Genomic DNA, 13,555 nt, shown 5'->3' on the forward strand with positions numbered 1-13,555 from the left:
GAGCTTATTCATGGCCACTTCTCCAACAACTTCTTCTTTTTAGCATCATATTCCGCCTGTGTTAAAATTTTGGAGTCAAGAAGTACTTTTAACTCCTTTAGATCTGCTACCACTGTGGCCTTATCCACTTTATCGACAGTGAGGCTGTCCACCTTCGCCTTGAGCATCACATTCTCCTTCCGTAGTCTGGACAAGGAATCATTTAAGGGAGCAATCGGGGCGGCCAGCAAAGATGTTGTGGAATCCCTGCTTACACGAATCGAATCGATGATCTGGGACAGCTTTGCGGGATTAAAATCGTGAAGCAGCACTTTCTCTTTGATCGTGGTGTAAAGCCCGTAGTAGACCGTTTGGCTTTTGCCAAGGGAGTCTGCTTTTCGTGTGAGCATGCTCGTGGCCTTGGTCAGGGAGTCAATTTTTATGTCCTTTGGATCTTGCTTTTTCTTCTTTTGGCTGAATCCTTGAAAGACAGCCAGTAGCAGCAGCACCATTAATATATAATTTTTCATAGGGCTTATGAGGTATTGCACCGTTGACCACGGAAGATCACCTGTTAGGAGCAATATTAGTAGACGACTGCGTCTACCATAAACTATATATTTATATGTATTTTACTTTTTGCAAAGGCAACCCAATCATCGTGTGGAAGGCTGCTGCAAAGTTGTGACGTAATGGATATCCCTGGCAACGAGGCTTAGGCATTAATTTATTTTCTGCCATATGATTTATTTCTTTTCAAATTTAAACTTTTGACCACCAACCGCCGCTTCATACATGAGGCCGCCTTTTTGCATGGTAAAGACCATCACCCCATCAACATACTTGGCATTTGCGGAAGCACCTGACTTAGCAGCAACGGCAGACACCTGGGCGGAAAGTTCAACCCGGCTTTCCTTAAACCGGTCCATGTGCTCTTTTGACTCGAAAAAGATCACCTCCCGATAGGCTTGTCCTCCCCATTGAAATCCAATGCTCACCTGAGTCAGTTTCGCAGTGCCAATCGCAGTGCCATTTTCATAGGCAACCCCGTTGCCAGAGGCCCCGCCTATTCCTACGGCGCCTTTGCCCACGTTAGGAAAGATCGCATATCCATAGGCCTTCGAAAACAGGTCGGCCATCTTCGGGTCGGACTTGATGAATTCGGCTTTTGCCTCTTTGGAGTCCTTGGCGATTTTTTCTTTTTTGGAATCGGATTGGCCCAATCCATTTGTCGTCGCTACAAAAACAGCTACCAGCAGTAGTGTTCCCTGTAAATAGAAAGTCAGTCTTTTTTTTGTCATAAGAGGGTATTTTAAGTGCGAAAAAGGAAGATCATTTCGACAGTAGCCTAATATAAAAAACTTCCAACACTCTCTGGCCATGGGGACATGAAAATGATGCCTTGCCAAGGCAGTCCTGAACGGTGTCGTCTACAAAACTTGGGGTTGGCGCGTGGCATGGCTCAGCATGCCTACGCCGTTGCACGATTGGTGACGCTCATCCGCATATCCACTCTATGGCAACAAACCATTCTACACTTTGGCTCCCCTTGAAGTTAAGCTCCTTATTAGAGTGGTCGGCCCATTGAAATTGCCCCACGAATTATAAAAGCATGAGAAAGCTCTCCATGCTTTATCCTTACCGAAACTCCTACTTAAACACTGACTCAATCTTCTTCAGCAAGGCGGCTTAGAAAAGTAGTAGTTGATTCCTAGTGAATGCGCCAGGCCGATCTCAGCCAGTTCTCATTCGAAGAAAACATGATCCTAAGAACCTTGCTTTCTTACACACTGGAGCTTCATCACCTTGTTAAAGAACTGAAATTCGTCATCACAGGCATGTGCAGATTCAGCAACACAATGGCGGGAATACACGTTACACGACTGCATGCACGGTTGAGTATTTTGAGTGCTTCCTCTCCGATGTGAATAGCCTCGAGGCCACACTTTCATGTATGAATTTTAACTTCATGCGAAGGTGGAGAATCGGTGTACTGAAATTTCCAAGTAGCACAATGAATTGAAAATCAAAGAATAAAAAATTTGGGACGACTCCTTCTCCATCTTTTCTTTAGTCCAATAGTTACCCTCATCATTGCCTTTTAAGCTCCAAAACAAAATTTCCATTCATTTCGCTTCGTAAACTGATACCCTCTTGACGGATTGTCCGCGTAAATGCGGAAGACAATGATCAGAGGCCACGCGAAACAAAAACGGTCAGCCCCCCTCGGTACCTGCAATTCTGCCCATCTCGCATGAATGGATGAATATCCTTTGATGTCGTTCAGCCCCTTTTACGGCTTAACGAGTAGACAAATAGGGCATATTTTCGCGCCTATTTCACCGTAATTCACGGTAAACAACTGTTATTTCTTAGCAGCCGCTAGTAACTAGTAGTAGCCAATTGGTTCGACAACCCTGCTTCAAACAGTCAACTAGTCTAGTCGCAAGCCTAAAGGAGACTGTCGTGAGTTAATAAATCACGCAGTGGAAATCATCAATGACTTCCTTAAATAACATCCGACCTATGAAAAAATCTTCGCCTCAAATTTTATTTTTTCTTTTGCTCATATCGTTTTCGCTCACCTCCCAATGGCTATGCGCTCAGCAAAAGAAACCTAATATTCTTGTCATCATGGGCGATGATATTGGGTGGTTCAATCCCAGTTGTTATAATCGCGGCATGTTAGGATTCCAAACGCCCAACATTGATCGCATTGCAAAAGATGGCGGCATGTTTACGACCTGGTATGGTCAGCAAAGTTGCACTGCGGGACGTGCAGCGTTTATCACAGGGCAATCACCAATTCGCACCGGCCTCACCAAAGTTGGTATGCCCGGCGCCGGCGTCGGAATTCGCGCCGAAGATCCTACCCTTGCAGAATATCTGAAAGCCCTTGGCTATTCCACAGGGCAGTTTGGCAAAAACCATCTGGGCGACAAAGATGAATTTCTTCCCACGAAGCACGGCTTCGACGAATTCTTCGGCAACCTATACCATCTCAATGCAGAAGAAGAGCCCGAATATCCCGACTATCCCAAGGATCCGGCGTTCCGGAAGCAATTCGGTCCAAGAGGAGTGTTAAAAACATCCGCCGACGGCAAAATCGAAGACACGGGACCGCTTACCAAAAAACGCATGGAGACGGTGGATGAAGAATTTACGGCTGCCGCTGTCGACTACATGAACAGGCAGGTCAAAGCAAACAAACCATTCTTCTGCTATTACAATTCGACCCGCATGCACGTCTTCACCCACCTGAGTACCAAATACGATGGCAAGACGGGCCTGGGTTTGCAGGCCGACGGTATGACACAGCATGATGACAATGTCGGCGTGCTCTTGAACGAGCTCGACAAATTGGGTATCGCCGACAATACCATTGTCATTTACACCACCGACAACGGCGCCGAAGTAATGACCTGGCCAGACGGAGGCATCACGCCATTCCGCGGCGAGAAAGCCACCAATTGGGAAGGTGGCTATCGTGTTCCGACCCTTATCCGGTGGCCGGGTGTGATCAAGCCTGGAACTACCTTCAATGAGATTTTTGCCCACGAAGATTTCCTCCCCACGCTGTGTGCCGCGGCGGGCGATCCCCACGTTGTGGCCAAAACATTGACAGGCTTCAAGCTGCCTAACAAGACCGTTAAGGTTCACCTTGACGGCTACAACCTTTTGCCTTTCTTTAAAGGGGAAGTGAAGGAAGATCCACGGAAAGAATTCATCTACTGGAGCGATGACGGCGACCTTTTTGCACTTCGGTATAATCGCTGGAAAATTGTCTTCATCGAACAAAACCACGAAGGGATAGATGTCTGGGCGAAGGGATTTGAAAAACTGAGACTCCCCACAACCTACGACATGCTTGGCGATCCCTTTGAAAGAGGCAACACCTCCATCTACTGGGATCTCTGGCAGGTTCAGCACGCACCCTTCCTTTACGGATCGCAGGACCTTGTTGCCAAGTGGCTCATGACCTTTAGGGAATTCCCGCCCCGGCAAAAACCAGCCAGCTTCAATCTGGACGAAGTGACGCGAAAACTTACCGAAAAAAACGGAGGTAATTGAGATTACTTTGCAGGAGATTGGGTAGCGTTCAAGTTCGGACCTGTGCAATCAACAAAAGAATGAACACCATGAAATTAGTTAAGAATCCAGTTGTGCTTTTTATCGTGTGTTCTGTGGTGTTTTACTGTAGTAAGAAGCCAGAACGCAATGATCAAGGAGGTCTCAACCCAACGGAAGCTAAAGCATTGGCAACAGAGGCATATTTGTTTGGCCTGCCTCCAGTTTTTTTCGAATTACAGTTTGATTATCAGTCACACGTGACAAGGGTAGAAAAGACCAAAGCCCCCGTTAACCAGTTTGTACATTATCGGGCTTTTGTCGATGCGTCCGACAGGACCGTGGTAGGCTTTAATGTTGACAATCTCTATTCCTTTGCTAATCTTGATCTTTCAAAAGAGCCCATCGTTCTGTCGGTACCAAATATGGGCAAGCGTTTTTGGATCATGCAACTAATTGATGCCTGGAATGGTGTACCAGCGGCACCGGGATCCAGAACGCACGGCGAAAAGGGTGGCGTCTTTGTCATTACTGGCCCTGCGTGGACGGGGCAAGTCCCCACAGGCATGGAAGAACTAAAGTGCCCTACAAATCTTGTTATTATTGGAGGTCGCACGTATTGCGCAGGCCCTTTTGATTATGCGGCCGTCAACAAAATACAAGATCAATACAGACTAATCCCCTTGTCGCAGTGGAGCAAAGATTATGTACCGCCGACAGATGTACCATTAAAGGAAGGGGTGAATGACTCGGTGCTTGTTAACCAACAATTCAAGGCATTGAGTGCGGAACAGTTTTATAAGAACTTAAGTCGCCTAATGGTCACTAACCCGCCTTATCCGGCCGACTCGGGTGTGCTAAAACAAATTGAAAAGATCGGCATCAAACCGGGTGCTGATTTTTCATTGAGTTCATTTGGTCCAGCGGTAGTAAAAGCAATAGAGGAAGGATATGCCGAAGGGTTTCAAGCTATGATGGCGGAGTCCAAGAAGTTAGGGAAAATTGTCGATGGCTGGTCATTAACCTATGACATGGGAAAGTATGGAACACGGTATAGCTATCGGGCAGCATGGACTTTTTTTGGTATCGGCGGAAATCTGTTGGAAGACGCGTTTTATCCTTTGGCACAAGTAGACAAAGCAGGTAATCCGTTCGACGCCGCGAACAAGTACATCCTAACATTTACCAAAGATCAGATTCCACCGGCAAATGCTTTTTGGTCGTTAACGATGTATGACGCAGACGCCTATCTTGTTCCTAACAAATTGAATCGTTATGCACTTGGTGACCGCAGTAATCTGAAATTCGAAAGGGATGGTTCCCTAATTTTATATTTGCAACACGAGAGCCCTGGAAAACAAAAAGAACGCAATTGGCTACCAGCGCCAGAGAAAGGCGGGTTCAAAGTTGCCCTGCGTTTATACGTTCCTAAGGAATCTGTAGTGAAAGGGATTTGGCTTCCCCCGCCGATAGTAAAAGTAAACTAAAGCAAACGCACTGTATGGCAGGAGGAAAATCGGTGCACTGAATATAATAATGCCGGTAAAACACTTGAATCACAGCAATTTGAAAATTTCTGACAACTCCCTCTTCCTCTTAATTTTCTAAACTCAATCCTTACAACTCGGGGGCGATAAACTGAAAATTCCGAGACGGCTTACCATCTCATTTCATTTTGCATTGACCATTAGTTCCGCAGATGTTTGACCACCAGATTTTGGATACATTTGATCACTCACAGTCTTGACAATCAATGGATTTCTTTAGTTAGCGCGGTATTTACTCTTGCGATAACTTTGGGTGATCATGCCCCCGTGGAATGAAGCGGTCAAGGTTTCGATTCTCCACCCAGGGTATAGTATCGATGAGCTGATCATTTACAGCCCGGAGCGTGCTGAAATTTTGGAAGAACGGCAACATGAACCGGTCGATGCACTCGCGCCGCAACGCACAGGCTTCAACTAGCCGATCTTCATGGTATATGCCATTTTCGATAAACGAAATGCTGCTTCCAAGAGCTCTACGCATGGCCTGGAGGTTTTCGCTGGCCATCGAGACAAGGTAGATTCAATAACTTCTGCAATGTCACGATTTAACAAAGTCATCGACAAGGCAATAGATGAACAGCCTGAAAGATCATCGGGCGAAATTTTTGCCATTACAAAAATGGGAAAGTATGCTAATCTTGATGATGATGACGATTAAAATGACCCGTTTTTGACGTTGGTTGAAGCCAATTGAAGCGGGTTCAAAAAACACTATCTTGCCCTGAAAAATTGAGTGGAGCCCGAAAAATAACCGATGCGAAAGCATAGTTATTTTTTTGTTAACCGCAATCGGCCGTCTATCAATTATCAATTTCTCCGTCTATGGAAAACCCTATAAAGCTCAATCGTAAACAGCTATACGTCCTGGTCTGGTCAACTCCTCTTTCTTCACTAGCAAAGACCTACAACATTTCTGACAATGGATTGCGCCAAATGTGCAAGAAGCTTGAAATCCCTTTGCCGAAGAATGGATATTGGCAAAAGATCAAATTTGGCAAACAGCCGCGTAAAATTGAGTTTAAGGCTGAATACCCAGATAAAGATGAGATAGTCTTGGAGGTGGTAACAGAAGAAACTATCCGCAGAACAACCATCGTTGACAAGGTGAAAGAACGGCAAATGGAAATAGAGTTGGCATTGGGCGAAAAGCTCAAAGTGCCAGAAAGACTTAGTAAGCCTGAGGACCTCGTTACAGCTACCAAGGAACGTGCAGCCGCGAGTTCAAAACGAGACTGGTCATCAAAGGTGTTTAGTATATATCCAAATGAATTGAATATTTCTGGAACAGATGCTCTCTTACCAAGGTCACTTAGATTTTTTGATTCTTTTATTAAAGTTTTGAAGCTTCGTGGTCATGCTGTCACGGCAGAAAATCGAGAAACTGTAGCAATACTTTTTGGTGAAGAGATAAAAATACGTTTAAGGGAAAAGGACAAGTTGACTAGAGAGATGGACGGCAAATGGCCTCAGACCCGTCGTGATCCTACAGGAGTCTTATATTTTGGAGCCAAGCCATCTTTTACTATTGATAAGGTATGGATTGATGGTCCCCGGACCATTGAGCAGCAGCTTTCAAATATTGTAGCTTACCTGGAGATCAAAGGTGAGGAACGTCGTGAAGAAAGGAGATTGAGGGAAATCAGACACAAGAAGGAAGAAGAATTGGCTCGACAAAGAAAAGAGTATCGACAACGCCAAGAAAGGGAACTGGATGATTTCAAATTACTTCTGAGCAAGGTAAAGCGTTGGCAACAACTAAATCTGATTCGAGGTTATGTCGATGAACTTGAAACTACCAGCTTAGAGCGTAACATTTTTACCGAAGAAATACAAACCTGGGTCACATGGGCAAGAAAAAAAGCTGACTGGTATGATCCGCAAATAAATGCGGACGATGAATTGTTAAGTGAAGTGGACAAAGAAACCTTGACATTGAAAAGGGAATCATTTTGGTAACGCTGGAAACTTCACTTCACTACTCCTTTTCTTTAGGTGGTCGGCCGAGATGTTGTGTTAAGGAAATTGTGATGTTCGCGTTGGTTGGCGGCTTGTTGGTTGTCTTGAAGTTACGTTTTGAAATGCATCAGCCGCGCCATTTAACTTAACCTGATCACACCCTCATGAAATAAAGTGGTCAATGCCCTCGGAATTTCCAATTAATCGCATGTCCATTCAGATTTTTTTGTTACTACTGTCAAGTTAACCGTCCACAAAACTTGTATCTCAGAAACCTAGGCTTTACCTTTACTGCTAAATCATCGCTATCGTCAGAAGAAGTGATTGATCAACACCCGCTGTTCCAGTATCTATTTGAACAGTATTCGGGTCATTATCACCCTCGCGTAGAATAGCAACATGGCAACTATGACTACTGTAGCGCAATTTGTAAAGGACAAGGTAGAGGAAATGGCTCCGGGGAAGGTCTTTGACTATAGTTCGTTCACCAGCGGAATGGCGCCAGCCGAAATTCCTTCCGTTGCACAATCGCTGAGCAGATTATCCCGCAGAGGCGTGATCGAGCGATTGGAAAAAGGCAAGTACTACAAACCGAAGAAATCAATCTACGGCAAAACCCGTCCCAAGGAATCAGAAATCATTACAATACTTACTTTCAAGAATAATGAACGCATTGGATATCCAACCGGGCTCCCTGTTTACAACCAGATGGGTCTCACCAGCCAGGTTTCCAACACGTTGATTATTGCGACCGTCACTCCTAAAGAGGCGAAAGAGTTACAGGGCATCAGGGTAAGGTATGTAAAAAGGATTGGACACTTCCTGGAAGAAGAAATTCCCTTGCGTCAAATACTCGACGCCATGCAGGACATAAACACTATACCAGATGCGACACCAGACGACTGTGTCAAAGTTCTGAAAGGAAAGATTGAGGAGCTGCCTATGAGAGATCGAGAACGGCTGACCGGCCTGGCGGAAGCATATCAACCTAGGACGCGAGCGCTGCTCGGCGCTGTCATAGAACAATACTTCAATAAAATTGATACAGGCATTTTGCGAAGAAAATTAAACACGCTATCTACATTTGAGTTAGGGGTATCGGCTAACACGTTGCCAAATAAGAGCTCCTGGAACATCAAATAACATTTTCATATTGCGCCTGATTTCCGGAAGCTGTCGACGCTAATCGGCGCATTTCTGGAACTTTGACAGTTTAGCGTAACACTGGAGATCTTTTAAGGTGCCCGGCTTAGGTAACGGCGTCGGTGTGGATGAGATTGATATTCTGGCTAAATTGAGCCGTCGTTCGCTGATAAAAAGCCGCAATCACGTTAACATGAACCTCCTCAAAAAAAACCACGCCCTCCTGACGGGCGCTTTTTTCACCATACTATTTTTGCTCTTCACCCAATGTCACCGTGCCAAGCCGGCACTTCAGGTCGAAGACAAGTCCCCGTCGGCACAACAACTGGCCCGTTTTGATTCTTTGAAATCGACGATCGTTAAAAATAGAAAACTGATGGAGCTAACCTTGCGCGCCGCCAAGAGCTTCACCGACCTGCAACGCCTCGGCACGCGCAACATCATCAACCAGGTGGCGACGCAGGATCTAGATTCCATAGCCCGTACCCAATCCATGCACCACGATGATATCGACCGTTATTTAACCCAAGTAAGCGACATCATCGAAATAATCATGGCCCCTTACCTTCTCCGTGGCCTCGACCTCAATGCCGACGGTGTTGCGCGCGAGCGGATAACGAAGTACCTGGCGTTGCAGTTCGAATGTGATTCGCTTTTGCACATCGCCAGTTCCGAACCCGATGTCGTTAAAAGGCTGGAGCAGGTAACGAAGGCGTTGCATCGGCTTAATGCCGATACCACCATCCGGGAGCTGCTATATTAGATTTTCCTTGTTCCTTCCTTAGGTTTGAAGCAGCTCAATTAAAGGGACAAACTAAATTAGGAGAGATTCTTTTCAGTCGCGTAACTCTATCGAAGACGGGCACAAGATATCGTTCAGGATGCCCTCCAAAATGATTGGCAAGTTTGTGTCTAGCTTTGCATTTTGTCAAGAAAATGGCAAAATTGTGTCCGTAAAATCATGAAATCCAACGAAAGCTTTCCGTGTTCTTGACTTGATTATCAGATAAATAGCGAAGATCTAAGAAAACTCGCGAAAATAGCTCTGGCCCTGTCGGGGCTACTCATGATTTGTTGTAAATATTTGATATACCGATATATAGATTCATTACTTGCAGGTATTACGGACATATTAGTGGACACTTTTTATTGCTCCATCTAAAGTTCAATCGGTCAATGAAGCAATGAGACTAAGCCAGCTAAGATCCTACGAACAGGTCTGGTTTGTATTTGACAAAGACTTCACGGACAATGATTTTAACAATGCCATCAGTAGCAGCGGCTAATGGATTTGGAATCGCGTATTCCAATCAGGCTTTTGAATATTGGTTGATACTCCATTTCGAAGATCACCAGGGCGGGGCCATGGCCAGGGCAGACTATGGAAATAAATTAAACCGATATATAAATCCGTTAGGTGCTTCTTACGAGGCAGATGGAAGCAAAAGAAAATTAGTCGTGATTTTTTTGAATTGCTGGAAACCTAGAACCCGAAGACGGGTATCGTAAGACGGGAGTTGGCAATAATCAGGGCAAAGAAGATTCATGCAAATACAATCACGCAAGCCCCGCTATGAAGGAGTTTCATCGACTACGGTCTTTTGATTAGTGGAAGAGATAACTAAATACACTCGTTAGGCCTATAAATTATCAACTTATTGATTATCAAATAATTACAAATGAAACCATCATTTGACGACATGTTGTAATACTTAAAACTAAGGTGTATTTGCCCGAACTGAAGAATAAATGGGATGCCTTTTGTATAAAAACTCCTAAATTTCTAAAATGCCACAAATTCCTTTTACCGTTTCCGCAAGGACTGCTCAACTAATAGGGCAACAAAATTTTTCAACTGCAGAAGGGGCAGTGGTTGAACTTGTAAAAAACTGTTACGATGCTGATGCCAAAAATTCAGTTGTCTATTTCGCAAATGATGAGCAGGACAGTAAAAAAAACATCCTCTACATCATAGATAACGGAACAGGAATGACTGAAAACATTATCCGAAAAAATTGGATGATGATTGGCACAGATAACAAGGAAAGTGATTTTGAATCAAAAGATGGACGTATTAGAACCGGAGCAAAAGGCATTGGCAGATTTGCATTAGATCGCCTGGGGGAAGTTGCAGAACTCTATACTATACCATCTGGCAAGTCTGTGGGAAATTATTGGAAGGTAGACTGGACAGCATTTCAAAGAAAAGGTGTCGCCATCAATCAAGTAAAAGCTCGTCTTGAAACGATCAAATCGAATATCTTTACGCAACAGGTTACAGCCCTTTCAAACGGATTCGACAATCTCTCTAAGCACCTTGAGGAAATCAAATTTACAAGCGGGACTATTTTAAAAATCACCAAACTCAGAGAGGAATGGTCGAAGGATGAAATAGATAAACTGTTTTCAAATTTGGAAATACTCAATCCTCCAAAAGAACAACCATCATTCGGCATTTCACTTTTCTCCAGAATCCATCAAAAGGACTACGGAAAACTTTCTACCGTATTCCATGATGATTTTGATTATAAAATACACGCGTCGTTTACAAATGATTCGAAGAAAACTGTTACAATCTCTGTAGAAAGAAATGAACTCGAACTGAATAAGGTCATCAAGGAGTACATGGATGTTTTCTCTATGCCGCTGATGAAAACCTTCCCTTATGATTTTGAAACATTTAAGGCAACGAAATTTGAATATAAAATAAGCCTGAATGAAATTCTTAAAGGCATTACAGAAGTTACCGACAATAGTCTACTTGATAACATTGGCAAATTTTCGTTTACGTTTTATTTTCTTAAACTAACAAAGAGCGATGCAAAAGGGGAGTCTGATGTTAAGAAGTATCCATATCGGGAATTTAATACAGCATCACGACGAGCTTGGTTAAAGAAATTCGGAGGAGTTAAAATTTTTCGTGATGAATTCAGGGTTAGGCCATACGGTGAAAATGGACAAGACTGGTTGAACCTCGGCGAGAGACAGGCGCAAAGTCCACAAGGTGCTGGCCAAAGAATTGGCGCTTACCGAATTGGTCCAAATCAGATTTCTGGAACAGTTAATATATCTAGAATTACAAATACAAAATTTCAGGATAAGTCAGGACGGGAAGGAGTTCAAGAGAATGAAGAATTTGAAATGTTTAAATCTATTCTCAAGGGGATAATTGAGCAATTTGAAAAAGATCGAAATGTAATCATGTATTCCTTCTCAGAACGCTTCAAGAAAGTAAATGCAGAGGAGGAAACAAAAAGAAGGGCCGAAGAAGAAGCAAAGCGTGTTTTAGAACAGCAAAAAAAAATGAGGAGTCCGGAACGACACCAAGTGACTCAACAGCAAACAATACAACTGACGGTTCAGAAAAAACAAACGCTACGCCAACTGAAACTGAAATTACTCTTGCTAAAGGTATTCAGGCAAAGGATGACGAGATTGAAGAGAAGGACAATGAAATACGCTTGTTAAGAAGTTTATCAGGGATTGGATTAATTGTTTCTTCGTTTGCACATGAACTGAGAGGCATAAGAACTCTCCTCGTCTCTCGCACAGACGATTTGAGAACCATTCTAGACAAGGCGCTCGATAAAAAGAAAGTAAAGGAGCTCCCTCAGGAAGAGAATCCTTATGACCTACTGAATTACATGAGGGATCAGGATATTCAAGTAAAGCACTGGCTTGATTATTCATTGTCTGCATTGAAGAAAGACAAGCGGACTAGAACAAACCTGGACATTAGTTCTTACTTCCAATCGTTCCGTGAAAATTGGGAAAATGCATTAAAGCGAAGAAAGGTTTCTCTTTCAATTACTAACAATCTTAAAGACCCTGTTCAAATAAGATCGTTTGCAATTGATTTCGACACGGTCTTCAACAATCTATTGATAAATTCGTTAGACTCGTTTAAAAGACGAAAGGACAATCACACTCGAAAAGTCGATGTATCATTCGAAGAAGAAAATGGGACGTTAAACATTTACTTCGCTGATAATGGAGCAGGGCTATCACCAGATTATCACCGCTCGCCGGAGGAAATTTTCCTCCCATTTGAAACGTCAAAAGTTGACAAAAAAGGAAATAAAATAGGTACGGGGATTGGTATGTACTTGGCAAAGACAATCATTGATGATTATAACGGTCAAATTGATATTCAAGAAATTCATAATGGCTTTAAATTGAGGCTCACAATACCGATAAGAAAAAAGCATAACGATGGCTAAATCACAAAAGTATAAGCTCGCGATAATTGAAGAGCAACCGGATTGGGTGGACAAATTTCGACTAAAGCTAAGAGATGATTTCGAGTTGGTCGTCTTCACCCTCACGCCTGAATTAACAAAAGAGGAATTGGCGAAACAGATTGAGGAGTCAGAAGTGGATTGCATCATAGCCGACTATGATTTACAAGAAGCCGAAGTGGTTCAATTCAATGGAGATGAAATTGTCGCTGAGTATAAAAAGAAATTCCCCTTCTTCCCTGCTTTCATTATTACTTCTAAGGAAGAAGAAGACATTCTGCCATTAATTCATGATAATGAAATTGTCCGTCTCAAAGATGAATTAGTTGACAAAACAGTAATTCTTATCCAAAGGATAAAGAACAAAATTGAAAACTACTATGATTCGATTAAAGCAGCAGAGGAGCTGATTGATCAGTTGGTTGAAAAAAAGAAGACTGCTGATCTTAGTTTACAGGAGGAAGAAAAACTTACCGAACAATATCAATTCTTGGAAAAAATTGATTCAAAGAACAAAGAACTACCGGATAATCTCATTCAACCAGCAAGCATCACTAAGTTGGATGAGTTCGTAGAGAACACAAAACAAATAATTGAGGAACTTAGTAAGTTGAAAAAATAACG

The 13,555-nt window shown here is 43.3% G+C and carries 12 protein-coding genes; 9 read left to right on the top strand and 3 right to left on the bottom strand.

Annotation, left to right across the window (positions count from 1 at the left end):
- Positions 1-8: 8 nt before the first annotated feature.
- Both BUB30_RS09200 and BUB30_RS09205 read right to left on the bottom strand, forming a co-directional pair.
- Positions 9-509, bottom strand: coding sequence for an SHOCT domain-containing protein (locus tag BUB30_RS09200; RefSeq protein ID WP_073132991.1), 501 nt, complete (start codon positions 507-509; stop codon positions 9-11).
- A gap of 216 nt (positions 510-725) precedes the next feature.
- Positions 726-1,280, bottom strand: coding sequence for a lipid-binding SYLF domain-containing protein (locus tag BUB30_RS09205; protein ID WP_073132993.1), 555 nt, complete (start codon positions 1,278-1,280; stop codon positions 726-728).
- A 1,225-nt stretch (positions 1,281-2,505) separates the two neighbouring features.
- Here BUB30_RS09205 and BUB30_RS09210 point away from each other — a divergent pair.
- Together BUB30_RS09210 and BUB30_RS09215 are read left to right on the top strand one after the other, a co-directional pair.
- Entirely contained in the window at positions 2,506-4,050 is a 1,545-nt protein-coding gene (locus BUB30_RS09210; protein WP_073132995.1) for an arylsulfatase, read from the top strand.
- Positions 4,051-4,118: 68 nt separating this feature from the next.
- Positions 4,119-5,534, top strand: coding sequence for a DUF1254 domain-containing protein (locus tag BUB30_RS09215; RefSeq protein ID WP_178377063.1), 1,416 nt, complete (start codon positions 4,119-4,121; stop codon positions 5,532-5,534).
- Between the two features lie 292 nt (positions 5,535-5,826).
- Here the strand turns inward: BUB30_RS09215 and BUB30_RS34825 are convergent, their stop codons facing one another.
- Positions 5,827-6,075: a hypothetical protein gene (locus BUB30_RS34825; RefSeq protein ID WP_143164827.1), complete on the bottom strand. Its 249-nt coding sequence runs from the start codon at positions 6,073-6,075 to the stop codon at positions 5,827-5,829.
- A gap of 341 nt (positions 6,076-6,416) precedes the next feature.
- Between BUB30_RS34825 and BUB30_RS09225 the strand changes: the two genes are divergently transcribed.
- The 7 genes from BUB30_RS09225 (at position 6,417) to BUB30_RS09250 (ending at position 13,553) form a co-directional block, all read left to right on the top strand.
- Positions 6,417-7,550 carry a hypothetical protein gene (locus tag BUB30_RS09225; RefSeq protein WP_073132998.1) on the top strand — a complete coding sequence of 378 codons (1,134 nt, stop codon included), beginning with the start codon at positions 6,417-6,419 and terminating at the stop codon, positions 7,548-7,550.
- Positions 7,551-7,958: 408 nt separating this feature from the next.
- Positions 7,959-8,693, top strand: coding sequence for a DUF6088 family protein (locus BUB30_RS09230; protein ID WP_143164828.1), 735 nt, complete (start codon positions 7,959-7,961; stop codon positions 8,691-8,693).
- A gap of 193 nt (positions 8,694-8,886) precedes the next feature.
- The gene (locus tag BUB30_RS09235) at positions 8,887-9,456 is read left to right on the top strand and encodes a hypothetical protein (RefSeq protein ID WP_143164829.1); all 570 of its coding nucleotides are present in this window, start codon (positions 8,887-8,889) and stop codon (positions 9,454-9,456) included.
- A 500-nt stretch (positions 9,457-9,956) separates the two neighbouring features.
- Positions 9,957-10,202 (top strand): RloB domain-containing protein, encoded by a 246-nt coding sequence (locus tag BUB30_RS35945; protein WP_394333999.1) that lies wholly within the window; start codon positions 9,957-9,959, stop codon positions 10,200-10,202.
- Between the two features lie 279 nt (positions 10,203-10,481).
- Entirely contained in the window at positions 10,482-12,161 is a 1,680-nt protein-coding gene (locus BUB30_RS09245; protein WP_084137986.1) for an ATP-binding protein, read from the top strand.
- 89 nt (positions 12,162-12,250) lie between these two features.
- The gene (locus tag BUB30_RS34545) at positions 12,251-12,913 is read left to right on the top strand and encodes an ATP-binding protein (RefSeq protein ID WP_143164830.1); all 663 of its coding nucleotides are present in this window, start codon (positions 12,251-12,253) and stop codon (positions 12,911-12,913) included.
- On the top strand, positions 12,906-13,553 hold the full coding sequence (locus tag BUB30_RS09250; RefSeq protein WP_073133006.1) for a hypothetical protein: 648 nt from the start codon (positions 12,906-12,908) through the stop codon (positions 13,551-13,553). Before BUB30_RS34545 ends, BUB30_RS09250 begins: the two co-directional genes overlap by 8 nt.
- Positions 13,554-13,555 lie beyond the last annotated feature (2 nt).

Source organism: Chryseolinea serpens (genome assembly GCF_900129725.1).
GTDB classification, from domain to species: domain Bacteria; phylum Bacteroidota; class Bacteroidia; order Cytophagales; family Cyclobacteriaceae; genus Chryseolinea; species Chryseolinea serpens.

What these genes read in the sequence shown, in the direction of transcription:
- BUB30_RS35945 (WP_394333999.1), top strand. Translation starts at nt 9,957, where the DNA reads ATGCCATCAGTAGCAGCGGCTAATGGATTTGGAATCGCGTATTCCAAT.
- BUB30_RS09230 (WP_143164828.1), top strand. Translation starts at nt 7,959, where the DNA reads ATGACTACTGTAGCGCAATTTGTAAAGGACAAGGTAGAGGAAATGGCT.
- BUB30_RS09210 (WP_073132995.1), top strand. Translation starts at nt 2,506, where the DNA reads ATGAAAAAATCTTCGCCTCAAATTTTATTTTTTCTTTTGCTCATATCG.
- BUB30_RS09235 (WP_143164829.1), top strand. Translation starts at nt 8,887, where the DNA reads ATGAACCTCCTCAAAAAAAACCACGCCCTCCTGACGGGCGCTTTTTTC.
- BUB30_RS34825 (WP_143164827.1), bottom strand. Translation starts at nt 6,075, where the DNA reads ATGCGTAGAGCTCTTGGAAGCAGCATTTCGTTTATCGAAAATGGCATA.
- BUB30_RS09200 (WP_073132991.1), bottom strand. Translation starts at nt 509, where the DNA reads ATGAAAAATTATATATTAATGGTGCTGCTGCTACTGGCTGTCTTTCAA.
- BUB30_RS09205 (WP_073132993.1), bottom strand. Translation starts at nt 1,280, where the DNA reads ATGACAAAAAAAAGACTGACTTTCTATTTACAGGGAACACTACTGCTG.
- BUB30_RS09250 (WP_073133006.1), top strand. Translation starts at nt 12,906, where the DNA reads ATGGCTAAATCACAAAAGTATAAGCTCGCGATAATTGAAGAGCAACCG.
- BUB30_RS09215 (WP_178377063.1), top strand. Translation starts at nt 4,119, where the DNA reads ATGAAATTAGTTAAGAATCCAGTTGTGCTTTTTATCGTGTGTTCTGTG.
- BUB30_RS09245 (WP_084137986.1), top strand. Translation starts at nt 10,482, where the DNA reads ATGCCACAAATTCCTTTTACCGTTTCCGCAAGGACTGCTCAACTAATA.
- BUB30_RS09225 (WP_073132998.1), top strand. Translation starts at nt 6,417, where the DNA reads ATGGAAAACCCTATAAAGCTCAATCGTAAACAGCTATACGTCCTGGTC.